Annotated in this window: 19 protein-coding genes; 11 read left to right on the forward strand and 8 right to left on the reverse strand. The window is 70.5% G+C overall.

Going from position 1 to position 25,560, the window contains the following annotated elements; all coding sequences use genetic code 11:
* Window positions 1-39: 39 nt before the first annotated feature.
* The 3 genes from AB7V09_RS00185 to AB7V09_RS00195 all read right to left on the reverse strand — a co-directional run bounded on the left by AB7V09_RS00185 (window position 40) and on the right by AB7V09_RS00195 (window position 3,645).
* Complete coding sequence (locus AB7V09_RS00185; protein WP_419142577.1) at window positions 40-885, reverse strand: lysostaphin resistance A-like protein; 846 nt, start codon at window positions 883-885, stop codon at window positions 40-42.
* Window positions 886-891: 6 nt separating this feature from the next.
* Window positions 892-3,276 carry a 6-phosphofructokinase gene (locus tag AB7V09_RS00190; protein ID WP_419142578.1) on the reverse strand — a complete coding sequence of 795 codons (2,385 nt, stop codon included), beginning with the start codon at window positions 3,274-3,276 and terminating at the stop codon, window positions 892-894.
* A 228-nt stretch (window positions 3,277-3,504) separates the two neighbouring features.
* A complete protein-coding gene (locus tag AB7V09_RS00195) occupies window positions 3,505-3,645 on the reverse strand; it encodes a hypothetical protein (protein ID WP_279012893.1) in 141 nt (46 codons plus the stop codon).
* A gap of 380 nt (window positions 3,646-4,025) precedes the next feature.
* Between AB7V09_RS00195 and sucC the strand changes: the two genes are divergently transcribed.
* Genes sucC through AB7V09_RS00210 form a run of 3 tightly spaced genes read left to right on the forward strand, consistent with a single transcriptional unit; the run spans window position 4,026 to window position 7,450 of the window.
* Window positions 4,026-5,231, forward strand: coding sequence for an ADP-forming succinate--CoA ligase subunit beta (gene sucC / locus AB7V09_RS00200; protein ID WP_419142579.1), 1,206 nt, complete (start codon window positions 4,026-4,028; stop codon window positions 5,229-5,231).
* A gap of 3 nt (window positions 5,232-5,234) precedes the next feature.
* The gene (gene sucD / locus AB7V09_RS00205; RefSeq protein WP_075414669.1) at window positions 5,235-6,176 is read left to right on the forward strand and encodes a succinate--CoA ligase subunit alpha; all 942 of its coding nucleotides are present in this window, start codon (window positions 5,235-5,237) and stop codon (window positions 6,174-6,176) included.
* On the forward strand, window positions 6,173-7,450 hold the full coding sequence (locus AB7V09_RS00210) for a DUF6350 family protein (RefSeq protein WP_075414670.1): 1,278 nt from the start codon (window positions 6,173-6,175) through the stop codon (window positions 7,448-7,450). The genes sucD and AB7V09_RS00210 overlap by 4 nt, the downstream gene beginning before the upstream one ends.
* Before the next feature lie 9 nt (window positions 7,451-7,459).
* Here AB7V09_RS00210 and AB7V09_RS00215 read toward each other — a convergent pair whose 3' ends face one another.
* The gene (locus AB7V09_RS00215) at window positions 7,460-9,955 is read right to left on the reverse strand and encodes a hypothetical protein (protein ID WP_075414671.1); all 2,496 of its coding nucleotides are present in this window, start codon (window positions 9,953-9,955) and stop codon (window positions 7,460-7,462) included.
* 262 nt (window positions 9,956-10,217) lie between these two features.
* Here AB7V09_RS00215 and purH point away from each other — a divergent pair, with 262 nt between their 5' ends.
* The 3 genes from purH to AB7V09_RS00230 all read left to right on the forward strand — a co-directional run bounded on the left by purH (window position 10,218) and on the right by AB7V09_RS00230 (window position 14,137).
* On the forward strand, window positions 10,218-12,041 hold the full coding sequence (gene purH / locus AB7V09_RS00220) for a bifunctional phosphoribosylaminoimidazolecarboxamide formyltransferase/IMP cyclohydrolase (protein ID WP_419142580.1): 1,824 nt from the start codon (window positions 10,218-10,220) through the stop codon (window positions 12,039-12,041).
* A 119-nt stretch (window positions 12,042-12,160) separates the two neighbouring features.
* Window positions 12,161-12,460, forward strand: coding sequence for a DUF3017 domain-containing protein (locus AB7V09_RS00225; RefSeq protein ID WP_419142581.1), 300 nt, complete (start codon window positions 12,161-12,163; stop codon window positions 12,458-12,460).
* A 180-nt stretch (window positions 12,461-12,640) separates the two neighbouring features.
* On the forward strand, window positions 12,641-14,137 hold the full coding sequence (locus AB7V09_RS00230; protein WP_419142582.1) for a dicarboxylate/amino acid:cation symporter: 1,497 nt from the start codon (window positions 12,641-12,643) through the stop codon (window positions 14,135-14,137).
* A 125-nt stretch (window positions 14,138-14,262) separates the two neighbouring features.
* Here the strand turns inward: AB7V09_RS00230 and AB7V09_RS00235 are convergent, their stop codons facing one another.
* Together AB7V09_RS00235 and AB7V09_RS00240 are read right to left on the reverse strand one after the other, a co-directional pair.
* Window positions 14,263-16,116: an amino acid ABC transporter ATP-binding/permease protein gene (locus AB7V09_RS00235; protein WP_419142583.1), complete on the reverse strand. Its 1,854-nt coding sequence runs from the start codon at window positions 16,114-16,116 to the stop codon at window positions 14,263-14,265.
* Window positions 16,113-17,924: an ABC transporter ATP-binding protein/permease gene (locus AB7V09_RS00240; RefSeq protein WP_419142584.1), complete on the reverse strand. Its 1,812-nt coding sequence runs from the start codon at window positions 17,922-17,924 to the stop codon at window positions 16,113-16,115. The genes AB7V09_RS00235 and AB7V09_RS00240 overlap by 4 nt, the downstream gene beginning before the upstream one ends.
* Before the next feature lie 254 nt (window positions 17,925-18,178).
* Between AB7V09_RS00240 and AB7V09_RS00245 the strand changes: the two genes are divergently transcribed.
* The 5 genes from AB7V09_RS00245 to AB7V09_RS00265 all read left to right on the forward strand — a co-directional run bounded on the left by AB7V09_RS00245 (window position 18,179) and on the right by AB7V09_RS00265 (window position 23,210).
* Window positions 18,179-19,165 carry a malate dehydrogenase gene (locus tag AB7V09_RS00245; protein WP_075373778.1) on the forward strand — a complete coding sequence of 329 codons (987 nt, stop codon included), beginning with the start codon at window positions 18,179-18,181 and terminating at the stop codon, window positions 19,163-19,165.
* A gap of 386 nt (window positions 19,166-19,551) precedes the next feature.
* Window positions 19,552-20,871 (forward strand): ABC transporter substrate-binding protein, encoded by a 1,320-nt coding sequence (locus AB7V09_RS00250; RefSeq protein WP_009407007.1) that lies wholly within the window; start codon window positions 19,552-19,554, stop codon window positions 20,869-20,871.
* 143 nt (window positions 20,872-21,014) lie between these two features.
* Window positions 21,015-21,944, forward strand: coding sequence for a carbohydrate ABC transporter permease (locus AB7V09_RS00255; RefSeq protein ID WP_009747956.1), 930 nt, complete (start codon window positions 21,015-21,017; stop codon window positions 21,942-21,944).
* A 6-nt stretch (window positions 21,945-21,950) separates the two neighbouring features.
* Window positions 21,951-22,805 carry a carbohydrate ABC transporter permease gene (locus AB7V09_RS00260; protein ID WP_419142585.1) on the forward strand — a complete coding sequence of 285 codons (855 nt, stop codon included), beginning with the start codon at window positions 21,951-21,953 and terminating at the stop codon, window positions 22,803-22,805.
* A gap of 114 nt (window positions 22,806-22,919) precedes the next feature.
* Window positions 22,920-23,210, forward strand: coding sequence for a hypothetical protein (locus AB7V09_RS00265; RefSeq protein WP_003786752.1), 291 nt, complete (start codon window positions 22,920-22,922; stop codon window positions 23,208-23,210).
* 35 nt (window positions 23,211-23,245) lie between these two features.
* Here the strand turns inward: AB7V09_RS00265 and AB7V09_RS00270 are convergent, their stop codons facing one another.
* Together AB7V09_RS00270 and AB7V09_RS00275 are read right to left on the reverse strand one after the other, a co-directional pair.
* Window positions 23,246-23,737, reverse strand: coding sequence for a hypothetical protein (locus tag AB7V09_RS00270; protein WP_009747786.1), 492 nt, complete (start codon window positions 23,735-23,737; stop codon window positions 23,246-23,248).
* Between the two features lie 9 nt (window positions 23,738-23,746).
* A complete protein-coding gene (locus AB7V09_RS00275) occupies window positions 23,747-25,378 on the reverse strand; it encodes a DivIVA domain-containing protein (RefSeq protein WP_419142586.1) in 1,632 nt (543 codons plus the stop codon).
* Between the last annotated feature and the right edge of the window lie 182 nt (window positions 25,379-25,560).

Genomic DNA, 25,560 nt, shown 5'->3' on the forward strand with positions numbered 1-25,560 from the left:
CTGGGCGGTTTCGAGACCGACAGGCTTCTGCGGCCCGGTCTAGCGGTGGGACGCGGACGTGCTGCTCGGGCGTCCCAGGAACCAGATGGCTGCAGCCGTCACCAGCGTCTCGGTGACCATGGCGATGACAGACGGAGCGGTGAACCGGCTCCACCCGGTCAGGGTCTCCTCCCGGCTCAGGCAGTCCAGCAGGACGCCGGTGAAATTGCCGCCCACATGCATGCCCAGGGCGAAGGCCAGGGAGTCCAGGCGCAGGACGGACCAGGCGGCCACCAGTCCGAAGAGAAGCTTCTCGGGGACCTCAGCCGCATAGGTGGAGACGGTGGCGTGAGAGGAGATCCAGGTGGGCAGGTGCATGACAACGAAAGCCAGGGCTGTGGTCCACAGGGCGAACCCGCCTCCGAACTGCGCCCGCAGGGGCTCGAGCAGGCAGCGGCGCAGCGAGAACTCCTCGGGGACGGCGTTCATGAGCACGCCGACCCCCAGCGCCATGGCCAGGGCGGACAGCAACCCGGTAGGTGTCACAGGGGCGAGGACGGCTCCCGGGTTGTCGATCGGGTGGTGTGCCACGGCGGACAGAGCGCACAGGCTCGCGCCGACGGCGAAGAGCAACCAGGGACTGCGAGGCCCTGCGGAGCGCAGCAGGTCGCGCCAGCTGCGGCGCCACATGAGGAACCAGATTGCCAGCGCCCCCAGGTGCAGGACGGCGAGGACCTGCCAGGGGCCGCCCACCAGAGCCAGGACGGCGCCGATCGACAGGCCTCCGACGAGCAGGACCAGGGCCGCCCAGGCGCTCCTCCGTGTCCGGGCCGCCTCCGCCCCGGCGGGGGTTCTGGCGGCCTCTGGTGGGGTCGCCCTGCGCCGCGGGCCGGGTCGGGCGGCCACCTCCTGCTACCTCTGATCGCTGGCCGCGTCGTCGACCGCCTCACCGAAGTCGGGCACGTCCTGAAGCGTCAGGGTCCCGATGTCCTGGCTGACCAGGCCCACGGCGGGTCGCAGGCCCAGCCACCACTGGTGGCGGGGGCGACGGTGGTCGCGGTCGAGGTCGTCGTTCATGCGGTCCAGGGGCTGGTCGGAGACCTTGCCCCCCATCAGGCCCACGTAGGAGGCCGTCGGCTCACCGCGCTTGAGGGCGCAGGCCAGCAGCTCCAGGGAGTGGGCGACGAGCTTGGTCGCCATGATCCGGTCGAAGGCCGTGGGGCTGCCGCCCTGCTGCTGGTGGCCCAGGATCGACTCGCGCACGTCGTAGAGGCCCTTGCCTTCCTCAGCGAAGATGTGGGCCAGGACGTCGGTGGTGTAGTTGACGCTGGCCCGCTCGTTGCGGATCACGAGGTAGAGGCTGCGTCCCGAGCGGAAGGACTCCACCATCCGCTCGGAGTCCGCCGCCAGGCCCGCCAGCGTGATGCCCTCCTCGTTGAGGTAGACCTTCTCCGCGCCGGTGGCCAGGCCCGACATCAGGGACAGGTAGCCGCACTTGCGGCCCATGACCTCGGCGACGAAGCAGCGGTGGGAGGCCGCCGCGGAGAGCTTGATGGAGTCCAGTGCCACCACCGCGTTGTTGAGGGCCGTGTCGGTTCCGATGCTCAGCTCGGAGCCGGGCAGGTTGTTGTCGATGGAGGCCGGCACGCACACGATCGGGATCTGGAAGGCGGGGTAGCGGTCCCGCTCGGTGACCAGGCGGTAGGCGCTCAGGTAGGCGTTGTAGCCGCCGATGACCAGCAGGGCGTCGATCTCATGGAGCTCAATGGCCCGCCCCAGCGCGTAGAGCTGCTCAATGGTGGGCACCTCGCGGCGCGTGCCCAGCTGGGCGCCGCCGTCACCGACCCAGCCCTCGACGTCGGCCCAGGTCAGCTCGCGGACGTCGCCGTCCAGCAGACCGGGGAAGCCGCCGTAGACTCCCAGCATCGTGAAATCGTGGTCGAGGCCCAGACGCACGGCCGCGCGCGCCGCCGTGTTCATCCCCGGGGCCAGGCCGCCGGCGTGGATGATGGCAACCCGCTTGGGGCGGTCGCAGGCCGACGGCGTCGAACCCGCATCGGTGGCCGGCTCGGCGGGAGGCGTCGACATGGTCTCGAACAGCTCGAGCATCCTGCCGAAGCTCGCCCCGCGGGCCTGGATCGCCCCGAGGTAGTCATGGGCGGCCACGAGATCCTTGACGGCGCGGGTGGCCGCGATCTGCTCCATCATCGGCAGGCGGCGGATGCGGTTGCGGCGCTCGGCGATGATGACCGGCTCGCTGCCCGGCTCCATGGACACCACCTCACGGGCGGCAGCGCAGCCCAGCAGCGTGGACATCCAGCGGTCGTAGGCGCTGGGGCGGCCACCGCGCTGGACGTGACCCAGGATGGTGACGCGGGCGGCCTCACCCAGCTTGTCGGCGATGACCTGGCGGACGTCGTCGGCGGTGATGCGGTTGCCCTCGCGGTCGGTGGCGCCCTCGGCGACGATCACCATGGACTCGCGGCGCCCGGCCTCTCGGCCCGCCTTGAGCTTGGAGCACATGTCCTCCTCCCAGTCCTTGCCCGGGGGGAGCTCGGGGACCAGGACGTAGTCACAGCCCCCGGCCACGGCCGCCATGAGGGCCAGGTAGCCGCAGTGGCGACCCATGACCTCCACGACGAAGGTGCGCTGGTGGGAGGCGGCCGTCGAGGAGATGTCGTCAATGGCCTCCAGGATGCGGTGGAGGGCGGAGTCAGTGCCGATGGTCATGTCGGCGCCCACCAGGTCGTTGTCGATGCTGCCCACCAGGCCGGTCACCATGAGGACGGGGTGGGCGGCGGCCGTCTCCGCACTGATGTCACCGGTCTCGACGAGCTCCTCGAGCAGGGAGGGCCAGTTCTTGCGGAACTCGTTGGTGCCGGTCAGGGAGCCGTCGCCGCCGATGACCACGAGCCGGTCGATGCCGTGCTCCAACAGGTTGCGGGCGGCCGCCAGCTGGCCTGCGCGCTCGCGGAACTCGGCCGAGCGGGCGGTGCCGATGATGGTGCCGCCGCGCTGGAGGATGGAGCCCACCGAGTCCCACTCCAGGGGACGGATGCCGTCACCCCCGGCCACGGCCCCGGCCCAGCCCTCCATGACCGCGTAGGGCCTGGCCCCCAGGCGGATGGCGGTGCGGACCACGGCCCGCACGGCCGCGTTCATGCCCTGGGCGTCACCGCCGGAGGTGAGGACCCCGATGCGCAGGGGCTCGCCGTCCAGGCCGAGCAGCGGGCCGGCCGACGAGCCGGTGGGGGAGGGGACAGTGTCTGCGGTGTCTGAGGACATGGCGGCTGGCATGTGGGGTCCTTCCCTGGGGCGCCGGTGGGCCGGGCTCCCGGCGTCGGCCGGGAGGGCATCAGCCCTTATTGTTGCTGGTGAGCGCCGCCACGTCATCCGCCTGTGGTCCCAGAAGCGTTTCCTTGCCGCGACATCCGCGCATTCGCCGGTTCCTGGTGAACCCCAGGAGGAGGGGAACGATGTGCCCCTGCTTTGGGAGCAGGGGGCAGCAGGGCCGCGATCAGGGAACTACCCGTCTCGGCTGGCGTGGAACCTGCGGGCCTCGGCGTCGAGGGCGCGTTTGCGTCGTCGACCCCACCGCCTGCCGCTCCAGACGCCGAGCAGCACCGCGGCGCCGACCAGCGCGCTCGTTGCCGTCAGTGCGGGCATGACCGTCTCCCTTCTCGAGCTCCTCGTGTCAATTCATGATAATTCGCGTGTGTGGCGAGCAGCTCAGGATCGGGAACGTACATCGCGGACGGGGACTGCTTTTTCCTCCAGACGACTGGGGCCGGACCGCAGTCATCTGGAGGACAACGCAGTCCTCGTAGGAAAAGTACGTTCTCGACGGCGCTCGTGGCCGGTGGAGGCCCCGGTGCGCACGCCCCTCCGTGAGACGCTGCGACCACGCTGTGTGAGACGCCGCCGCTTCGCGCCCGTGTCCGCCCTCCCAACCGGCCACTGGGACGTTAGGCTCATCACTGGTGCCTGCCCGGCCGACGTCGGCCCGCGCCCGCAAGCCATCCACATGCCCCGAGAGGATCAGCTGCATGGATTTGTACGAATACCAGGCCAGGAACCTGTTCCGCCAGCACGGCGTCCCCGTGCTCGACGGCGCCGTGGTCACAACCCCCGAGGAGGCGCGCAGCGCCGCGCAGTCCCTCCTCGATGCGGGAAGCGAGCTGGTGGTCGTCAAGGCCCAGGTCAAGACCGGCGGCCGCGGCAAGGCCGGCGGCGTCAAGCTCGCCCGCACCGCTGAGGAGGCCGAGGCCCGTGCCCGCGACATCCTGGGCATGGACATCAAGGGCCACACGGTGCGCGCCGTCCTCATCTCCGACGGCGTCGACCTCGACGCCGAGTACTACTTCTCCATCCTCCTGGACCGCGCCGAGCGCCAGTACCTGGCGATGTGCTCGCGCGAGGGCGGCATGGACATCGAGACCCTCGCCGTCGAGCGCCCCGAGGCCCTGGCCCGCATCGGCATCGACCCGCTCGAGGGCATCACCCCGGCCGTCGCCCACCGGATCGTCGAGGCCGCGGGCTTCGAGGCCGGCCACCTGGCCGACGAGGTCGCCGCCGTCATCGAACGCCTCTGGGAGGTCTTCACCGCCGAGGACGCCACCCTCGTGGAGGTCAACCCCCTGGTCAAGGCCGCCGACGGCCGCATCATCGCCCTGGACGGCAAGGTCACCCTCGACGACAACTCCCGCTTCCGCCACCCCGCCCACGCCGAGCTCGTCGACAACGCCGCCACCGACCCCCTGGAGGCCCGCGCCCGCGAGGCCGGCCTCAACTACGTGCGCCTCGAGGGCGAGGTCGGGGTCCTGGGCAACGGCGCCGGCCTGGTCATGTCCACCCTCGACGTCGTCGCCGGCGCCGGTGAGCGCCACGGCGGCATGAAGCCCGCCAACTTCCTCGACCTGGGAGGCGGCTCATCGGCCGAGGTCATGGCCACCGGCCTGGAGGTCGTCGCCTCCGACCCCCAGGTGCGCGCAATCCTCGTCAACGTCTTCGGCGGCATCACCTCCTGCGACACCGTCGCCCAGGGCATCGTGACCGCCGTCGAGTCCCTGGGCGGGCTGCCCAAGCCCGTCGTCGTGCGCCTGGACGGCAATAACGCCGACACCGGTCGCGCCATCCTGGCCGACGCCGCCATTGAGGGCGTCACCGTCGTCGACACCATGGACGGGGCCGCCGACGTCGTCACCGCCATCGCCGAGAAGATCAGCGGCCGGCCCGCTGGCAAGGAGGCCTGAGACATGAGCATCTTCCTGACTGAGACCGACCGCGTCATCGTCCAGGGCATGACCGGTTCCGAGGGCCGCAAGCACACCACCCGCATGCTCTCGGCCGGCACGAAGGTCGTCGCCGGCGTCAACCCCCGCAAGGCCGGCACCACCGTCGCCTTCGACGTCGCCCCCATCGGCCCCGGCGCCGGTGAGGTCCAGGCCGGAACCGTTGAGGTCCCCGTCTACGGCACCGTCGCCGAGGCCAAGGAGGCCACCGGCGCCGAGGTGAGCGTCGTCTTCGTCCCGCCCGCCTTCGCCAAGGGGGCCGTCGTTGAGGCCGTCGACGCCGGAGTGCGCCTCCTCGTCGTCATCACCGAGGGCATCCCGGTGGCCGACGCCACCTGGATGCGCGCCTACGCGGCCGACCACGGCGTGCAGATCATCGGTCCCAACTGCCCCGGCATCATTTCCCCGGCCCGCTCCAACGTGGGCATCACCCCGCCCGACATCACCGGCCCCGGCCCCCTGGGACTGGTCTCCAAGTCCGGCACCCTCACCTACCAGCTCATGCACGAGCTGTCCGACCTGGGCTTCACCACCTGCATCGGCATCGGTGGGGACCCGGTGGTCGGCACCACCCACATCGACGCCCTGGCCGCCTTCGAGGCCGACCCCGACACCCGCCTGGTCGTCATGATCGGTGAGATCGGGGGCGACGCCGAGGAGCGGGCCGCCGCCTACATCCGCGAGCACATGACCAAGCCGGTCGTCGCCTACGTCGCCGGCTTCACCGCACCCGAGGGCCGCACCATGGGGCACGCCGGCGCCATCGTCTCCGGCTCCTCGGGCACCGCCGAGGCCAAGAAGATCGCCCTGGAGGCCGCCGGCGTCCGGGTGGGGCGCACCCCCAGCCAGACCGCTGAGATCGCCCGCGAGCTCTACCGTCAGCTGACCGGAGAGGTGAGCGCTTGAGCCTGGCGCGGCAGCGAGCCACCAGCCTGGCGTCCTGGGCCCTGTGGTCCCTGCGCGTGGGGGTCGAGTCGGTCGGCCTGGTCTGGCTGGTGGTGGTGCTGGCGACGATCGCCGTGTCCAAGGCGGCCGCCAGCCTCAATGCCGCGGCCATCCTCAGCGCAGGCGACGCCCTGCACACCGGGACCGCCCTGTGGAGCCTCGGCTTCGGGGGCTCGACCGCGCTGACCTCCGAGGACGACGGCGTGCTCAGCCTGCCGCTGCTGGGACTCACCCTGGTGCAGGCGGGTTGGACCTGGTTCTGCGTGCGGCGCGCCCACCCCTCCCGGCCGGCGGCCGGAGCGGCCATCGTCGCCGCCGCGACCGTCGTGGCGGCCCTGGCCTGCCTCACCGGCCCCGCCGGGCTGGACACCTGGCCCGCCGTCATCGGCATCGCCCTGCTCACCGGAGTCATCGTCGCCATCCAGCTCATGCGCGCCGGCCACCACTGGCCGCCCCTGACCCGCTGGTGGGACCGCCGACCCCATTGGCTGGGGCCGTCCCTGTCACTGGCCTACGGTGCCACGCGAGCCCTGAGCCTGCTGAGCCTGCTGGTGGTGGTCGCGGCCGTCTTCAACGGTGCCGGCCGGGTCTCGGTCCTGCACGACTCCCTGGCCGGGGACGGCTTCGTCGCGATGGCCGGTCTCATCCTGCTTCAGGCCGGCTGGGTGCCGACCCTGCTCATCTGGGCCTGCTCCTGGCTCATCGGCGCCGGCTTCTCCGTGGGCACGGGCACCGTCTTCGCCCCCGACCGGGTCGTGGCCGGCCCCGTCCCGCGCCTGCCGCTGCTGGGGCTGGTGCCGTCGACGCCGCTGAGCAGCGTGGGCCTGTGGCTGCCCCTGGTGGTGACGGCCGGCGCCATGGTGGCCGCCTGGCGCCGTCGGACGGTGCTCAACGCCCTGCGGGTGCGCTACGCCCTCAGCGCCGCCGGTCTGGCCGCCCTCCTCGTGGCCTTTGGCGTGGGCCTGTTGTGCCTGGCCGCCTCCGGATCCGTGGGGCCGAACCGGATGAGCAGCGTCGGCCCACTGGTTCTCTACACCGTCATCCTCGTCTTCGTCGAGATCGGTGTCGGCCTGGCGGCCATGGCCGTCCTGGCCCACCCCTACACGCGTACCTGGGCTCGCAACACCCTGCCCGAGTCGGTCCTGCCGGCGGCCTACCGGCGCCAGGACGCGCGCGACGATGCCGTTGACGAAGAGGACGATGCGGACGACGACGAGGTGGACGGCGAGGCCTGAGCCCGCAGGTCAGCGCGCCGCGGTGCCCGCGCCGCTCAGGGCGCTGACGGCCGCGTCCACGCCGTCGACGAGCTCGGGCGTCACCGCCAGGAGCGCGGTCCCGGCCCGGTAGGTCATCCCGGGGATGGGGGTGTAGAGGACGTTCGCCTCCAAGAGGGCGCGTCCCTCCTTGATGTCCCGCCACAGCTCAGGATTCTCCCGGAAGAACCGCGCGACGCGCTCGTCGCGGGCCAGGTGCTCCAGGACGTTGTCGGCCGACTTGTGCGCCGCCCGCCCCGGCAGCCTGCGGGGAGGAATGTCGGTCTCGTCGTCGTCATCAATGGTGGGGGCCGCCCCCTGGTACTCGACGACGACCAGCTGGTTCCCGGCCGGGGACAGCGCCAGAGCGTGGACGGGGCTGTCCACCGGCCGCTGGTCGATGGCCTCACCCCGGAAGTCATCGGTGATCCGATAGCCCTCCAGGATGGCGAACTGCTCGCCGTTGCCGGTGTTGAGGCGGCGCGTCAGGTCCAGGATCTCGGCCTGCTGCTCCGACACTGAGGCGGCCAGGTCGCGCATCTGCCCGACCACTTGGGAGTCGGCCCCGGAGGCGGCCAGATCGGCGACGGTCTCATCGATCCGGCTCGGCTCCAGGGCATCGACGTCGGTCACGCCCAAGGACTCGGCGAGCTCGCGAAGGCGCGCGATGTCGGCCTCGACCGCCACCTGCCGCTTGGTGCGCGCCGTGAACAGCGCCTGACTCTCGGAGAAGTTCTCGGCGCCCCGGATCCGCCGGTTGACGGAGAGTTCGGCGGCCAGGTCGGTTCCGCCCCCGGCGGGACTGGCGCTCAGGGCCGAGCGCGGCATGTAGGTCATGGCGAAGTCCAGCAGTGCCAGGCACGCCTGCCCCGGCGTGAGAGTGAGCAGGTGACTGATGAGGCTGCTCGACGACGGTGCCGTGCTGATGCGGCGCCCCGGGGCCCCCAGCGTCAGGACCAGGGACAGACTCATGGCCACCGCCGCCAGCGCACCGATCGCGTAGAGGAGCCCCTGGGTGCCACTCAGGCCGCTCCACCACTGGGAGAACAGGCGCGGCAGGGCGGAGAGGAACAGATCGTCCTCGGTCTCCTTGAGCTCGGGGGCCAGCTGCCAGACGGTGCGCACCTCGTACATGCAGCACAGGAGGAACAGCACGACGCTGACCACCAGGATCCCCAGGCGGAAGCCCTGGCGGGCATTAGGCTCAGCACCCGGCGTCGTGGCCTCCATCGCGTCGGCCCGCACGCCGCGCACCTGCTCGGCCGTGGCCCGTCCCGCCCGCATGGCGTACAGACGTCCCTGGCGCAGGTCCCCGTAGGCGCCCCAGGTGACGGCCAGGTCGCCCCAGGTGAAGTTCGCCAGGGCCACCACCGAGACGATGAGGGCGCGCACGAAGGGCGGCGCCTCGGTGAGGTTGGGGTAGCGGGGAGCCGGCGCCCCGGCCACCGTCCAGCCGTGCACGCCCGCGTAGGCGCGGCGGTGGGCGTCCAGGAGCAGGCAGGCGGCCATGAGGATAACGGACAGGGGGATGGCGCTCAGGCCTCCGCCGTTGACCCTCCACAGGAACATGAGCAGCGCCGGGAAACCGCCGCCGGAGTCGCTCTGGCCGAGCTGCTGGGCGATCCTGGCGATGTAGGTGGCGTGGTCGCTGACTGACTGCAGGATGACCACCGCCGGCAGGATCCAGGCCACGATCCTCAGCCACACGAGGTTCTTAGCCCCTTCGAAGGCCGGGGAGTCCTTGAGGCGCCACAGCGTGATCGCCAGCGCCACCGCCATCGTGATGTTCGCGGTGCTCACCTGGTTGCTGACGGCCAGGACGTTGCTGTTCTCCTGGGTCATCGACCCCGAGGTCCACGGGTTGAAGGAGAAGGGAAGGCGCCCGTTGCCCAGGACCGAGGAGAGTAGGCTGCTCTCCTCAAGGGCCCGAATGCCGTCGTTGAGGGCCGTCAGGCCTGCTCCGGCCGCGAAACCCAGCAGGGCCCAGTCGGAGGCCGCCAGGCGGCGCATCCGCCCCGGCGCCAGGAAGACCACGAGCACCAGGGGCACCAGCGGGCTGAGAACCTCCAGGGCAATGGTCAGGGCGATACTCATCCCGTTGCCCATGACGGACAGGCCTGCGCGGGTACGCACCGAGCTCATGATGGCGGCCACGACGAGCGACCAGGCGGCGCCGACACCGTACATGAGCAGAACCGAGCGCCAGCTGATGGTGCGTGTGCGCGCCAGGAGGGCCACCACCATGAGGCACACGGCCATGAAGGCCGCCGGCACAGCGGCGTAGGCCAGCCGTGGCACCATCACCAGGGCGGCGATGAGCAGCGGGATCATCAGGACGTAGGCTCCGCGCACCACCAGGTTCAGGGCACTGGACAATCCCGGGTGGCGGCTCCACCAGCGCCGGTAGGCGGAGGCGGCCTCCTGCCACTGCTCCGGGGGAGTCCTCCGATATACCGGTGTTGCTGCGATGTTGATGGGCGCAGTCATGCTGTGGACTGTATGCGGTCCCTCAAGCCGCCCGCAAGGAAACAGGCCGTTCGGTCGGATGATTCGCCGGGAGCGACATGGAAAACGTCAGGTCAGGCAGGCTCGGTGGCCTCATCCGATGCCGCCGTGGCCGCCACCCGATAGGATGAGGGCGGCTGCAACTGGCGAGGGTGGGGCACCACCGGGGAGTGGCCGAGGCCGTCCATGAAGGGGACGTCGCCCGCCTGGGCGTCCTGCTTCCTCACGCCACACCAGGAGCGCCATGTCCACGTCCCCGTCGTCCCAGTCCTCGCAGCCCGCGAACCAGGCGGTCCCCACCGCTCACGTCCCCACCGAGGGCCTCGTCAGCCCCGACCGCGTCCCCGTGCGCCGCGCCCTCATCTCCGTCTATGACAAGACCGGCCTCCTCCCGCTCGCCCACGCCCTGGCCGACGCCGGTGTCGAGATCGTCTCCACCGGCTCCACCGCCGCCACCATCGCCGCCGCGGGCCTGGCCGTCACCCCGGTGGAGGAGGTCACCGGCTTCCCCGAGTGCCTCGAGGGGCGGGTCAAGACCCTCCACCCGGCCGTCCACGCCGGCATCCTCGCCGACCGCCGCAAGCCCGACCACCTCGACCAGCTGGCCACCCTGGGGGTGACCCCCATCGACCTGGTTGTCGTCAACCTCTACCCCTTCACCGACACCGTCGCCTCCGGTGCCCCCTTCGACGCCTGCGTGGAGCAGATCGACATCGGCGGCCCCACCATGGTGCGCGCCGCCGCCAAGAACCACCCCGCTGTCGCCGTGGTGACCAGCCCAGGCCGCTACGAGGACGTCGCGGCCGCCGTGCGAGAAGGCGGCTTCACCCTGGCCGGCCGCCGCCGCCTGGCCGCCGAGGCCTTCGCCCACACCGCCGCCTACGACGCGGCCGTGTCGACCTGGATGGCCGCCCAGATCGAGGCCGATGACGTCGCCCACGCCACGGACTCGGCCGATGCGGCCGAGGTCGAAGCCAGCGGGCCGGCCACGCCGCCGGCCTACGTCGGCGTCGGCTACGAGCGCCTGGCGAGCCTGCGCTACGGGGAGAACCCCCACCAGCGGGCCGCCGTCTACCGCATCGCCGGGGCGAGCGGGGGAGTGGCCGGCGCCCGCCAGCTCCACGGCAAGGCCATGAGCTACAACAACTACACCGACACCGACGCCGCCGTGCGCGCCGCCTACGACCACGGCCAGGCCGTCACGGTCGCCGTCGTCAAGCACGCCAACCCCTGCGGCATCGCGGTCTCGGCCGCCGGCGACGTAGCCGAGGCCCACCGCAAGGCCCACGCCTGCGACCCGGTCTCGGCCTACGGCGGCGTCATCGCCACCAACACGGTCGTCACCGCCGAGATGGCCCGTCAGATCAAGCCGATCTTCACTGAGGTCGTCGCCGCCCCCGCCTTCGACGACGAGGCCGTGGAGATCCTGTCCACCAAGAAGAACCTGCGCCTGCTCCTCGTCGAGGCCCCCCAGCGCGAGGGCTACGAGATCAAGCAGGTCTCGGGAGGCGCCGTGATCCAGGAGTGTGACGTCCTGGACGCCGCCGGCGACGACCCCTCGACCTGGACCCTGGCCGCGGGGCCGGCCGCCGACGACGCGCTCCTGGCCGATCTGGCCTTCGCCTGGCGCTCGGTGCGTGCCGTGCGCTCCAACGCGGTCCTCCTGGCCCATGACGGTGCCACCGTCGGCGTGGGCATGGGGCAGGTCAACCGCGTCGACTCCTGCAAGCTGGCCGTCGAGCGCGCCAACACCCTGGGGGCCCGCTCCACCGGCGACGCCGCACTCGACGGCTCCCAGCAGGAGAAGGGGGCCGTGGGAGGGGCCGACGCCGCCGAGGTCCTGGCGGACTCGTCCGGTGACGCGGTCGCACCACAGCGCGCCCGCGGGGCCGTGGCCGCCTCCGACGCCTTCTTCCCCTTCGCCGACGGCCTCCAGGTCCTCATCGACGCCGGGGTCCGCGCCGTCGTCCAGCCGGGCGGCTCCATCCGTGACCAGGAGGTCATCGACGCCGCCCAGGCCGCCGGCGTCACCATGTACCTCACCGGCACCCGCCACTTCTCCCACTGATCTCCCACTGGGGCGCCTGCGCCGCCTGGTGCCCGGCTCCTCGCGCCGGGCACCAGGCGGGCGTGCCAGTCGGAGAAAGGTCATGGACCCGCACCCCACGCGCCGATAGGCTCCTGCCCGTGACTCATGACCCGCGTCCCCAGCAGGCCGAGCACAAGGAGCCCTACCGCACCATCTGCGTCGTCCTCGTGGCCCTCGGCCTGGCGGCTGTCCCAGCCATCGCCTTGCTGGGGCACCGCCGCATCGCCGTCCTGTGGGCGGCCGCCGGGATCCTGATGCTGGCCATCGTCCGGATCCAGCGCCCCGACGGCACCTGGCTGGCGGCGCGCAGCCGCCTGTTCGACGTCGTCCTCGGCATCGGCCTGGCCGCCGTCCTGATGCTCCTGTCGCCTTACGTCAACCTGCCCCGCATCCTGTGAGCGGGGAGCCCTCTGCCGACCGCGTGAGTTCTCACGGCGACGCGGCGCGCCGCCCCGTGTGATCTGTGCCTTGGGAGTGCTCATTCTTCGGTCCGGTGCGGCGCCATGACCAAGCGGTATGGCACGCTGGCCCCAGTCAAGACGTCTTGTCATCTCGTTTCACACTCTGAAGGTCCCTCTATGCCAAGCAATCCCTCATCCCTCACCAGGCGCCTGCTGGCCGCAGTGTGGAGGCTCCTGTTCCCGATCCGGTGGCTGTTGGCTCTGCTGTGGCGGCCGGTCCGCTGGGTCCTGTTCCTGCCCCCGTTCAGGTGGTGCGGGCGCAAGCTCAGGAGCTTCGCGCACCGAATGGCTCCGGTGATCCGTCGTCTTCTTCACAGCATCCTGACCTGGGTCATTGGCGCGATCCTGCTGGCCCTGCTCCTGGGGTCGATCCGCATCGGGGGTCACCCGCTCATTCCCAAGCCCGTCGGCAATGTCTTCGCGACCTTCTCCGACCTGTTCAGCCAGTTCCTCAGCTTTTCCATCCCGCTCATCATCATCGGTCTGGTGACCCCCGCCATCGCCGACCTGGGGCGCGGGGCCGGCAAGTGGCTCGGGATCACCACGGCCCTGGCCTACGCCTCGACCCTCTTCGCCGGCTTCCTCACCTTCCTGGTCTGCTACGCCACCTTCCCCCGTCTGCTCGCCGGGACGACCTTGAATGCCGACAAACCCGGGTCGGATCTGAGCGCTTACTTCTCGGTGCCGATGCCGCCGGCCCTTGAGGTCATGACCGCCTTGCTGCTCTCGTTCCTCCTGGGCATCGGCCTGTCCATGGTGCCCCGGGGGGTGCTGCGCAAGGGCTTCATCGAGTTCCGGGCCATCATCACCCGCGTCATCGAGCGGATCATCGTCCCGCTGCTGCCCCTGAACATCTTCGGCACCTTCCTCAACCTCACCTATACGGGAGACGCTGTTGTGGTGATGAAGGCGCTTCTGCGGGTCGTCGTCGTGGTCCTCATCCTCGAGGTCGTCATCCTGGGCATCCAGTTCCTCACCGCGGGACTCATCGGTCGCCGCAATCCGATCAAGGCACTGCTCACCATGCTCCCGGCCTACCTGACGGCTCTGGGCACCTCCTCGTCAGCGGCCACGATCCCGGTCACCTTGCGTCAGACGAAGAAGAACGGCGTCTCCGACGCGGTGGCCTCCTTCACCGTCCCCCTGTGCGCCACGATCCACCTGGCAGGATCGACCTCGAAGATCTTCGCCTTCGCCTTCGCGATCGTCCTCACCCAGGGCCTGCACGTGAGCACCGCTCAGTGGATCGGCTTCATCTTCATGCTCGGCATCACGATGGTGGCCGCGCCGGGCGTCCCCGGGGGCGCCATTGTGGCTGCCGCCGGTCTGCTGTCCTCCATGCTCGGTTTTGACAAGCAGCAGGTTGACCTCATGGTCGCCACCTACGTCGCCCTGGACTCCTTCGGCACCGCCACGAACGTCACCGGTGACGGCGCCATCGCCATCATCGTGGACCGCATGGCCGGCGGCTCCGTCAACGACGAGGGCGACCCGGAGAACGTTCGCGAGCTCTCCTTCGACGGCATGGCCTACCTCAACGCGGTCAGCGTCGAAGGGGTCGTCAGCCCCGAGGAGCTCGAGGCCTCGGCCGCAGCCACCCGCTCGGGCGAGTAGAGCAAGTACATCGCTGCCACACTGATCGGGCGCCGGGAGTCGATTGACCCCGGCGCCCGATCAGTATCTTGGCCTGAGACCTGACTGAAGCAGCCGGAATCCGCCCGGTCCGGCCGGCCTCGCTCTCAGCGGCCTCGGCCGATCAGTGTGCGCAGCGGTCCGGGCTCGTCCAGGAGCTTGGCCGGCGGCCCTGTCTGCACGATCCTCCCCGCGTCCATGACGACGACGTGGTCGGCCTGCTCGGACCACTGCAGGCGGTGAGTGATCTCGATGATCGTCGCCTGTGGAAGATAGGTGCGCACCCCGATGCGCACCCGCTCATCCAGGTCAGGATCCAGGTGGGAGGTGAACTCATCGAGGATGAGCACCCCGGGACGGGCCAGGAGTGCGCGGGCCAGTGCCAGGCGCTGGCGCTGGCCCCCGGACAGGGACTGGCCGCGCTCGCCCACCAGGGTGTCGTAACCGTCCTCGAGGGTCTCGATGTCCTCATCGATGCAGGCCGCTCGGCACGCTCGGCGCACCTGGGCGTCCGTGGCCGAGGGCGCCGTCAGGCGCACGTTGTCCGCAATGGTGGCCCGCATGAGGTGAACCCGCTGATCCACCAGGCCGATCTCCTGGTAGAGGCTGACGGCGCGCAGATCGCTCACGTCCTGGCCGTCGATGAGGATGCGGCCCGAGTCCGGCTCATCGAAGCGCACCACCAGCTGGGCCAGTGTGGACTTCCCCGATCCGGAGGCCCCCACGATGCAGGTCCATCGTCCGGCCCTGGCTCTGATGCTGGCGCCGCGGACGGCCTGAGCGGCGGTGTTGGGGTAGGAGTAGGTGACGTCCTGCCACAGGACCTCGTGGGAGATGCCGGGGGTTAGCTCCTCAACGCCGTCGCGCACCTCCACGGGGGCGTTGACGACCTCCCACACTCTCTCAGCCGAGGCGAAGGAGGCATTGAGCGCGCTTGAGAGCTCCTCGACGCCGCGGATGGTCTCAGACAGCCGCAGTACCGCAGCGGCCGCGGCCGCCAGGAGGGGGACGCCCGCGCCCGAGCCGGTTGCCGGCAGCGTCGCACCCGCGGCAACGACGGCGATCGGCGCGCTCAGACCCGCCAGCTGGTTGAGGCCTCGCCTCACGGCGGCCCACTGCCCGGTTGGCCGCGCGGCACCGGCGATCTCGGCGTCGATCCTGGCCATCTCATCGAGACGCTCCTGGCTGCGCCCGTACCCGACAACTTCACTCATGCCCTGAACGGTGTCGGTCACGTGCTGGGTAAGGTCCGCCCGCGCCACCGAGACCGAGCGGGAGGCATCCACTGAGGCGGCGAACCCCAGGCGGGGCACGATGAGCAGCTGGAGCACCACGAAGGGGAGCGCCGCCAGGGCCACCAGCCAGGACACCTTCAGGCCGATGAGCGTGAGCACCGTGATCGGTACGACGACGGCGCAGACCGCCGGAGCGAAGGTATGGGCGAAGAAGACCTCGATCCGGTCCACGTCCTTGGTGGCCCGCGACAGCAGGTCGCCCGAGCGTGACGTCGCACTGACCCTGGGGGAGCGGGGAATGAGGGAGCGGAAGATCTGGCCGCGCAGCAGCTCGAGGGCCTTGAAGGCCACCAGGTGGCCGAGGAACTGCTCGACGTAGCGCAGGGCCGCCTTGAGCAGAGACAGCCCCGCCATGACGGCCAGCACCGGCCAGATGGCGGGCGCCGGTGCGTCCGTCGTCATCGCCAGACCTGCCCGGGCCACGGCGTAGGCGCCCAAGGAGAACAGGGCCACGCCGCACAGCATGTCAGTGATACGGCACAGGGTGGAGCCCAGCAGCGGTGAGAGGACCGGGCGGGTGACCTGAAGCAGCCAGCGCACCAGCATCGCGCGGGAGACAGGCGCCTGCGTGGAGGAATCGGCCCGGCCGGTCCCGCTGCGCTGCCCCGAGCCGGCGGCCCTCGAGCGGGGCGCTAAGGACCGTCTCGACTGGATCGATCGGATCATGCCTGCTCCTCCTGGTTATCCCCGTCGGTGGCCTCGGAGGAGGACCCGTCGGCCTCGGTGGATTCCTGAGTGGGCGCCGCGCTGGCGGATCTGGGCGTCCCGGCTCCACCCACCTCGCGGACCGTCCCGCCCTCAACTCTCACCGTCCGGTCAGCTGCCGTCAGCGCCCCGACGCGGTGGGAGATGGTGACGACGGTGCGGCCCTGGGCCAGCTGCTCGAGGGATTCCACGATGGCGGCCTCGCTGGCCAGGTCCACCTGGCTGGTGGGCTCATCCAGGAGCAGCACGGGGCGGTCGGCCAGGAAGGCGCGCGCCAGGGACAGGCGCTGGGCCTGACCGCCCGACAGCCCCAGGCCGGCCTCGCCGACCTGCGTCTCCAGCCCCTCGGGCATGAGCGCCACCTCCTTGTCCAGGCGGGCCACCTCCAGGGCCTGCCACATCTGCGACGGCGTCGCGTAGGGCTGGGCCAGGCGCAGGTTGTCGGCGATCGTCCCGGTGAACAGCCAGGTCGTCTGCGCCACCAGCGCGGAGGCCGAGCGCACCTCGTCCTGCGTGGCGGCGCTCAGCTCGGTGCCCTCGACGCGGACGGAGCCGCCCCTGGGCAGCAGGTTGCCGGCGAGCACCGCCATGAGCGTCGACTTGCCCGCCCCCGAGGGGCCGACCACCGCCAGGCTCTCGCCGCGGCGCACGCTCAGGTTGACGCCCTCCAGCACCGGGTCGGCGTCCCAGGCGGCCTCGACGTCGTCGAGCACGATGGAGGACTGAGCGGCAGCCGGCGAGGAGGCCGCGGCCCCGGGACGAGCGGTCGAGCGGGGCAGGGGCCGCGACAGGATCCTGCGGATGGCGCGCTGGTTGGCCATTCCGGCCATGCCCACGTAGAAGAAGGCGCCCACGTGGTCCAGCGGCTCGAGGAGCACGTAGGAGGTCAGGACGATCGCCAAGGCGTCACTGACGTCGATGGCGCCGGTGGACAGGCGCACCAGGGCCAGACCTGCGGCTACGGTGATGAGGAAGAGTGAGAACAGGCCGTCGGTGAGCAGGATGACGAGCTGGTTGCCCGCCAGCAGCCCCATGACGGCGCGTCGGTTCGACTCCCCCTCCAGGCGCAGGCGCGCACTGGTGCGCTCCGCGGCCCGGGCCAGGGTGAGGGTGCGCAGTCCCTGGATCGCGTCGAGGTACTCGGCGGCCAGACGCATCCGCGCCCGTCGGGAGTTTGAGGACGAGGCCCGCAGCCGCGAGTGGCACCAGGCGATGAAGACCGGAACCACGATGACGGCCGCCGCCAGAACCAGGGCGGGAACGACGTCGACGAAGGCGGCCAGCTCGATGAGCACCAGCAGGGGAGCCGCAGCGGCCGCCAGTGTGGGGGCCAGGAAGGTCTGCCGGTAGAGGGCCACCCGCTCTGCGCCGTCGGTCAGCAGGGAGGCGGTCGCACCGCTGCGGACGTCGGCGGCGCGTGCCGGGCCCAGCCCCAGCAGGTGAGCCAGGGTGAGGCGGCGCAGATGCGCCTCCTCGGTGAGCGCACTGAAACGGGCGACCCGCTGGGCCACCAGCTGGCAGGTGGCGCTCACGGCGGCCGCGGCCAGGGCCTGGGCGAGCAGGCCCGCCGCAGGCGAGGAGCTCAGCAGGGCGCCCAGGGCGCGTCCGGTGCAGATGAGGCACCACCCGGCTCCCAGGGCGCCCAGGAGCGTCAGACCGAAGGAGAGGGCGCCTGCGCGACGCCCGGCCGGTGAGGAGACCGTGGGGCGGGGCGGGGAGCCGCGGCGCAGTGGCGCGAGGATGGGCGCGGGGGATCGGCGTGAGCTCATCACGGTCCTGGAAACGAGAAATGGGCTGGGGGAGGCCTCCAGCGTATCGACCAGGACGGGAGGTTGTCAGGGGCGGTGAGTATCTCGCTGGAATCGCGGGCTACCAGGAGGAATCCCACCTCCATGGCCACGGGAAGTGGTGAGAGTCACGAAATACGGTGGATCGGTGTGTTCACCTGCACGAACGTCATAGCGTTGTCCTGCCGGGCTGCCGCCTGCGGCCCGCGACGACACACGTCTCGAAGGAGTCCTTGATGGCTAACGCTCCCGTCAACATCACCATCACCGGTGCTGCCGGCAACATCGGCTACGCCCTGCTGTTCCGTATCGCCTCCGGAGCCCTGCTCGGCCCGGACCAGCGCGTCAACCTCCGTCTGCTGGAGATCCCGCCGGCCGTCAAGGCCGCTGAGGGTACCGCGATGGAGCTGTTCGACTCCGCCTTCCCGACCCTGGGCAGTGTCGACATCTTCGACGACGCCAAGGCCGCCTTCGAGGGCGCCAACATCGCCTTCCTCGTCGGCTCCATGCCCCGCAAGGCCGGTATGGAGCGCGCCGACCTGCTCTCCGCCAACGGCGGCATCTTCGGTCCCCAGGGTGAGGCCCTCAACGCCGGTGCCGCCGAGGACATCAAGGTGCTCGTCGTGGGCAACCCCGCCAACACCAACGCCCTCATCGCGGCCTCGCACGCCCCCGACATCCCCTCCTCGCGCTTCACGGCCATGACCCGTCTGGACCACAACCGCGCCCTGGCCCAGCTGGCGACCAAGGCCGGCTGCCACGTCACCGACATCGACAAGGTCACCGTCTGGGGCAACCACTCCTCCACTCAGTACCCCGACCTGACCCAGGCCACCGTCAAGGGCTCGCCCATCACCGACATCCTGGCCGACCGGGCCTGGGTCGAGGACGACTTCATCCCGACCGTCGCCAAGCGCGGCGCCGCCATCATCGATGCTCGCGGCGCCTCCTCGGCGGCCTCGGCGGCCTCTGCGGCCATCGACCACGTGCACGACTGGGTGCTGGGCACCTCCGGGTCCTGGACCTCCTCCTCGGTCATGTCCGACGGCTCCTACGGCGTGCCCGAGGGCATCATCTCCTCCTTCCCCTGCACCTCGGAGAACGGGGAGTGGAAGATCGTCCAGGGTCTCGAGATCGACGACTTCTCCCGCGCCAAGATCGATGCCTCGGCGGCCGAGCTCGTCGAGGAGAAGAACACCGTGGCCTCCATGGGGCTCATCTGAGCCCTTCGGGCCCTCCGGCTCGGCGCCCGGGCTCGGCCTGAGAGCCGACCCGGGGCCGACCCTCTCCTGGTACGGACCACCTTGGGGCGCGGGGGACCGTAAGGCCCTGCCGCTCTTCCATCCGGGTCCTCGTCGCTCACCCGAGCGGCGAGGACCCTTTTTCACACATCGGAGCAGATTGGGCAGCGGACGAATCATTGCCGCTGCTGGTATGGACCGGTCATTCACGACCGGTACAATGATTGTTCGCGCAACGTATGTTTGAGTTTCGCTCAGTTTAGGTCTACTCTCCTTGCGAGTTCAGATGACTAGACAACATCTGGCCTCGCCGCCCGCGGCAACGGTGCCGTGGTCATGAGACACCGTCGTTTCTAAGGAGCAGTCCCATGCGTCCCACCCACTATCTCTCCCGCCGCGCCGTGCTGGCAGGGTTGGGAACCACTGCAGTCGCCGCCACCCTGGCCGCCTGTGCCACCTCCGGCAGCTCCGGCTCGAAGTCCGGTGGAGCCGCCGGTGAGGGGGACGCCAGCCAGGTCGACGTCGTCACCTGGTGGTCGGCCGGCTCGGAGAAGCTCGGTCTGGATGCCCTGGTCAAGGTCTTCAACCAGCAGTTCCCCAAGACGAAGTTCGAGAACAAGGCCGTCTCCGGCGGCGCCGGCAGCCAGGCCAAGCAGAAGCTCGCCGCCGACCTGGCCGCCAAGAACCCGCCGGACACCTACCAGGCCCACGCCGGCGCCGAGATCAAGGACCACATCGAGGCCGGCTACCTGCTGGACGTGTCCAACCTCTACGAGGAGTTCAAGCTCAACGAGGCCTTCCCGGCCACCCTCATGGACCGCCTCAAGGACTCCGACGGCAAGATCTACTCCGTGCCCTCCAACATCCACCGGGCCAACGTCGTGTGGGCCTCGGTGCCCGCGCTCAAGGCCGCCGGGCTCGACCCGACCAAGCCCGCCACCACCATCGACGCCTGGATCGCCGACATGGAGAAGGTCAAGGCCGCCGGCCTGACCCCCATCACCATGGGCATGGCCTGGACCCAGCTCGAGCTGCTCGAGACCATCCTCATCGCCGACCTGGGCGTGGACGCCTACAACGGGCTCTTCGCAGGCAAGACCGACTGGGGCGGCGCCGAGGTCACCAAGGCGCTGGGGCACTACAAGACCATCGTGGGCTTCACCGACTCCTCCCTTTACACCGAGGACTGGGAGCCCGCCATGAAGCCCATCATGGACGGCAAGGCCGCCTTCAACGTCATGGGCGACTGGGCCGTGGCCGGCTTCGACGCCGCCGGCAAGAAGGCCGGCCAGGACTACGTCTACTTCCCGGTCCCGGGCACCGACGGCGTCTTCGACTTCCTGGCCGACTCCTTCACCCTTCCCGACGGCGCCAAGCACCCCGGTGGTGCCAAGAACTGGCTCAACACCATCTCCTCCAAGGACGGCCAGATCGCCTTCAACACGGTCAAGGGCTCCATCCCGGCCCGCACCGACCTCACTGACGAGGAGAAGGGCAAGTTCTCCGAGTACCAGCGCTCGGCCATGGAGTCCTTCGCCAAGGACAAGATCGTCTCCTCCATCGCTCACGGCGCGGCCCTTCCATCGAAGGCCACCAACGCGATGAACGACGCCCTGACCAAGTTCGCCCAGGGCGCCTCCGACGTCGCCGCCCTGCAGGCCGACCTCAAGGCCGCTGCCGCCTCCTGACCGGTTCCCCGGGGACGGGGGCGGGCCGTGCGCCCGCTCCGGTCCGCCCTCGTCCCCGGGACGACCCCTCGCCGATCATTCGGCCGGAGCTCATCACCACGACAGGCGGATTCCTTCCGCCACCTACGCATCAGGAGAACCTTGTGAGCACCAAGAGCGCCCCCGCGCGGCGCCGTCGGGCGAACTGGAGGCAGTGGGGCCCGGGCCTCCTGCTCATCTCGCCCTCGATCATCCTCGTCGGCGTCTTCGTCTACGGGATGATCGGCATCAACATCAACACCTCCCTGCTGGACATGCACACCGCCGGCCAGGTCTCCGGCCGCAGGGGGACCACCGTCGTCGGGCTGAGCAACTTCACGGCCCTGTTCGGCAACCCGGACTTCCGCCACTCCTTCATCAACCTCATCCTGTTCACCGTCACCTTCCTGGCCGGCACCCTCGTGGTCGGCTTCCTGTGGGCCTGGCTCCTGGACCGCCCCATCAAGGGGGAGGGGATCTTCCGCTCCATCTTCCTGTTCCCCATGGCCGTGTCCTTCGTGGCCTCGGGCGTGGTGTGGCGGTGGCTGCTGAACTCAGCGCAGGGCGAGAGCGCCTCCGGGCTCAACCGCCTGTTCGAGATGACCGGCCTGAGGTTCCTGGAGAACTCATGGACCCAGAACACCACCTGGGGCATCCTGGCCATCGCGCTGCCGGCCGTGTGGCAGCTGGCCGGATACGTCATGGCGCTCTTCCTGGCCGGCTTCCGCGGCATTCCCGACGACCTGCGTGAGGCCGCCCGGGTCGACGGCGCCAGCGAGTGGCAGCTCTACAAGTCGATCATCTTCCCCCAGCTGACCCCGATCGCCCTGAGCGCCGTCATCATCATCGGGCACATGTCCCTGAAGTCCTTCGACCTCATCATGTCGATCACGGACCAGCGCACCTACTCCACCAAGGTCCCGGCCATCGACATGTTCAACTTCATGACCGACAACGACTACTCAAACGCCGCCGCCGTCGGCACGATCCTGCTGGTCCTGGTCGCCGTCGCCGTCATCCCCTACCTCATCCACGACGCCAAGGGCAGGAGGTGAGCGGCGATGACACAGGCACTCACGATGCGCAGCCCGCGCCGCCCCGGCTGGGGCCAGACCATCCGCTTCATCCTGCTGCTGGCCTCGGTGGCTCTCGTCCTCATCCCGGTCTACGTCCTGCTGGTCACCTCCTTCAAGGGATCCGCCGACGCCGACCCCTCGCGCACCTGGTACCTGCCCGAGGTCTGGGTCACCAAGAACTGGTCCAATGCCTGGAACCAGCTCAGTGGCGGGTTGCTGCGCTCCCTGGCGCTGGTCATCCCCTCCTCGATCATCTCCGCGATGCTGGGCAGCGCCAACGGCTTCGTCCTGTCCAAGTGGCGTTTGCCCGGGGCCAACGTGGTCTTCACCCTCATCCTGTTCGGCATGTTCATCCCCTACCAGGCGGTCATGATCCCGCTCATGCGCCTGGTGACCAGTGCCGACCTGGGCTTCGGGATTCACACGCTGATCCTCATGCACGTCGTCTACGGCATCCCGATCACGACGCTCATCTTCCGCAACTACTACGAGACGATTCCCAACGAGCTCATTGAGGCCGCCCGGGTCGACGGGGCCGGCATGCTGCGCACCTACGTCTCGGTGGTCCTGCCGATCTCGGTGCCCAGCTTCGTCGTCGTCCTCATCTGGCAGTTCACCTCCGCCTGGAACGACTTCCTGTTCGCCCTGTTCTTCGGCGGCGGGGCGCAGTCCGGGCCGGTGACGCTGGCGCTGAACAACCTGGCCCACGGCTCGATCCTGGCCGACTACGGGGCCTCCATGTCCGGTGCTCTCATCGCCTCGGTGCCGACCCTGGCGGTCTATATCCTGCTGGGCAAGTACTTCGTCGGCGGCCTCATGGCCGGCTCCGTCAAGGGCTGAGACCGGCCCGGGCCGCTCGTCCGCGTCCTACGCCTCGTTTGCTCTCGGCCTGCTCTCACATCCGGCTGCCGCCCTCGGCTTGGGGACGGCAGCCGGATGTGATGTGATCGGGGCATGGCACGTCGCAGATCCAAGCGCCCCTACGGGCAGGGGCACATCCCCTTGAGCATGGACCGTCTCGCCTCCGTGCCGCGCACCCAGACCGGCCCCGGTGGCGCCGACTTCACCGTGCGACACCTGCGCGGCGGGGACAAGCCCTACACCTGTCCCGGTTGCCACCGCGTCATTCCGGCCGGCACCGCGCACGTGGTGGCCTGGAGCAACGAGTCCCTCTTCGGGGCGGACCGGGGCCTTGAGGAGCGACGTCACTGGCACACCTCATGCTGGGAGCGCCGCCTCTGGTAGAACCCGACGCCGACGCGAGGCAGCGGGGCTGAGAGTCACACGAGCGGCTCGGGGGAGCGCTCCTCCCAGCCCGGCAGCAGGCGGTCCAGCGCGAAGCGCAGCGGCACGATATCGCCGTCGCGTCCGCCCTCACCGATGGTCATCGGCACCGGCTGGCTCTCGGGCCTGACCCCGCGCAGGCGCTGCGCCAGGCTCAGCGGCATCGACAGGACGTAGTAGCGCCCCTGCGTGTCGATGCCGACCGTCTCGTCGGCCCTCAGGTACCAGCCACGCAGCGGGGTGCGGGCGCTGCCGCCCGCGTAGCCACGCACCCGCAGAGGAACGTCCTGGAGGCCCTCTTCGCGGGCGACCTCGAGGAAGAGCCCCACGATGCGGGCGGCCCGAGCGTGCTCGGCCTCCTGGCGCTCCTGAAGCATGCGGGCCCGCTGTGTGGCCGCACGACGACGCGACGCCGCCCAGTCGCGGTCACCAGAACCACGGGTGCTGGTCGACTCGGTCTCGAACCGGGCGGCGTCGTCGGCAGTCACGTCGGTGTCTCAGCGACGTCCTTTGCCTTGGCGGGGGTGACGGTTGGCAGAGTTGCCGGAGTTACCGGAGGCGTTGGAGCTCTTGCCGGGGGCCGGGACGTGCTCGATGCGACCAGTGCCGCCCTTCTGGGCGTTCTTCGGGGCCGACTGCGCGCCCGCCTGCTGGCCACCACCGGAGGCTGCAGCCGCCTTGTTGCCGGCCGGCGCAGGGGCCGCCGAGGTGGCCGAAGGCGCTGAGGAGGCACTGCCGGAGCCGGCCGAGCGCGGACTGCTTGCGCTGCCGGAGGCCGCCGGCTCTGCCGACTGCGCGGAGGTCTGCTCCGGCGCCGCGGCCGGACTCGGCTCCTGAGGCAGGACTGCGACGTGGTCGCTGAAGGAGGGGGCCTGGGGCAGCGCACCTCCCAGGACACCGCGCATCTCGGTGAGGTAGGCGGCGACCGAGTCGCGCTGGCGCTCGAGCTCCTGGAGCTGGCGGGCGGCCACCTGGGCGGTGACGTCGGCGTCGGCGCGGGCGTCGCTGATGATCTGCTCGGCCTCGAGACGGGCCTGTGCCAGAGTCTCCTCCGCCTGGGTGACGGCCTCCTCCTGGCGCTTGCGGGCCTCGGCGTCGGTGCGGGCGCGGACCTCCTCGGCACGGGACAGCGCCTCCTGCAGGCGCTCCTCGGCCTCCTGGGCCTGGACCTGGGCCTGCTCCTGCATCTCCCGGATGCGCTCGCGCGTGGCCTCGTGGGCGTCGGAGTCCTCCTGGGCGGCCTGCTCGTGCGCCGCAGCGATCTCCAGGGTGGCCTGCTGGCGCAGCTCGGTGGCCTCGGAGCGGGCCGCGGCGGCCTCGTCGGTGGCCGAGCGACGCAGTGTCTCGGACTCGTTGCGCGCCGAGGTGAGGATCTCCTCGGCCTCGCGCTTGGCCTTGCCGACGGTCAGCTCGGCCTCCTGCTTGGCGGCCGAGAGGATCTCCTCGGCCTTCGCCGTGGAGGTCTTGTGCAGCTCGTCGGCCTCGGCCGCGGCCGCCTCTCGGTTGGCGGTGGCGTCGCGCTCGGAGGTGATGGCGATCTCGGCGGCCTGCTTACGCGCCTGGGACAGGACCAGTGCGGACTCACGCTCCGCGCTGGCGCGCATCTCGGTGACGGCCGCCTCGGCGTCGGCAGAGATCTGGGCGGCCTTGCGTGAGGCGGAGGAGACCAGCTCCTGGGCGCGGGCCTCGGCGTTGGCCAGGGCGGTCGAGGCCTCCCCCTGGGAGCGGGAGCGCAGCTCGCTGGCCTCTCGGCGGGCGTCGGCCAGCAGGGTCGCCGCCTCCGAGGCGCTGCGCTCGGAGAGGTTCTTGGCGTTGGTCCGGGTCCGGGTCAGCAGGGCGTCGGCCTCGGCGTTGGCCTTGGACAGGACGGAGGCGCTCTGCTCCTCGGCGCTGCGCAGCAGCTGCTCGATCCGTGAGCCCAGGCCGGCGTAGGTCGGCTTGTCGGACTCCCGCAGCCGGCGCTGGGCGTCGGCCAGCTCGCCGGCCAGCGTCATGGCGCGCTGGTCGAGGCTGGCCACCTCGCGACGGGCATCGGCCAGCTGGCGCGAGAGCTGCTCCAGCTTCCGGTCGACCTGAGCGCGGTCATAGCCGCGCATCGTGATGGCAAACTCGCTGTATTCCTCAGCCACGTCGGGTTCCTCCTCCTGGCGAGCCGGGGACGCTCACCACCAGGGCAAGCCTAACGATTGGGTGTGATCGGGACGGTCACCACGAAAGTGTGACCATGCGCACAGAAGGTCTGGGGTGGTGGGGCTCCCGACCGACCGGGAGGGGTGGCGGATGGAGGCGCTGGTGGGTTCTCCGGAGACTT

The organism is Actinomyces sp. SKVG-SVH-4(1) (assembly GCF_048514265.1).
GTDB lineage: Bacteria > Actinomycetota > Actinomycetes > Actinomycetales > Actinomycetaceae > Actinomyces > Actinomyces oris.

What these genes read in the sequence shown, in the direction of transcription:
- AB7V09_RS00235 (WP_419142583.1), bottom strand. Translation starts at nt 16,116, where the DNA reads ATGATCCGATCGATCCAGTCGAGACGGTCCTTAGCGCCCCGCTCGAGG.
- AB7V09_RS00245 (WP_075373778.1), top strand. Translation starts at nt 18,179, where the DNA reads ATGGCTAACGCTCCCGTCAACATCACCATCACCGGTGCTGCCGGCAAC.
- sucC (WP_419142579.1), top strand. Translation starts at nt 4,026, where the DNA reads ATGGATTTGTACGAATACCAGGCCAGGAACCTGTTCCGCCAGCACGGC.
- purH (WP_419142580.1), top strand. Translation starts at nt 10,218, where the DNA reads ATGTCCACGTCCCCGTCGTCCCAGTCCTCGCAGCCCGCGAACCAGGCG.
- AB7V09_RS00240 (WP_419142584.1), bottom strand. Translation starts at nt 17,924, where the DNA reads ATGAGCTCACGCCGATCCCCCGCGCCCATCCTCGCGCCACTGCGCCGC.
- AB7V09_RS00250 (WP_009407007.1), top strand. Translation starts at nt 19,552, where the DNA reads ATGCGTCCCACCCACTATCTCTCCCGCCGCGCCGTGCTGGCAGGGTTG.
- sucD (WP_075414669.1), top strand. Translation starts at nt 5,235, where the DNA reads ATGAGCATCTTCCTGACTGAGACCGACCGCGTCATCGTCCAGGGCATG.
- AB7V09_RS00215 (WP_075414671.1), bottom strand. Translation starts at nt 9,955, where the DNA reads ATGACTGCGCCCATCAACATCGCAGCAACACCGGTATATCGGAGGACT.
- AB7V09_RS00230 (WP_419142582.1), top strand. Translation starts at nt 12,641, where the DNA reads ATGCCAAGCAATCCCTCATCCCTCACCAGGCGCCTGCTGGCCGCAGTG.
- AB7V09_RS00190 (WP_419142578.1), bottom strand. Translation starts at nt 3,276, where the DNA reads ATGCCAGCCGCCATGTCCTCAGACACCGCAGACACTGTCCCCTCCCCC.
- AB7V09_RS00260 (WP_419142585.1), top strand. Translation starts at nt 21,951, where the DNA reads ATGACACAGGCACTCACGATGCGCAGCCCGCGCCGCCCCGGCTGGGGC.
- AB7V09_RS00195 (WP_279012893.1), bottom strand. Translation starts at nt 3,645, where the DNA reads ATGCCCGCACTGACGGCAACGAGCGCGCTGGTCGGCGCCGCGGTGCTG.
- AB7V09_RS00265 (WP_003786752.1), top strand. Translation starts at nt 22,920, where the DNA reads ATGGCACGTCGCAGATCCAAGCGCCCCTACGGGCAGGGGCACATCCCC.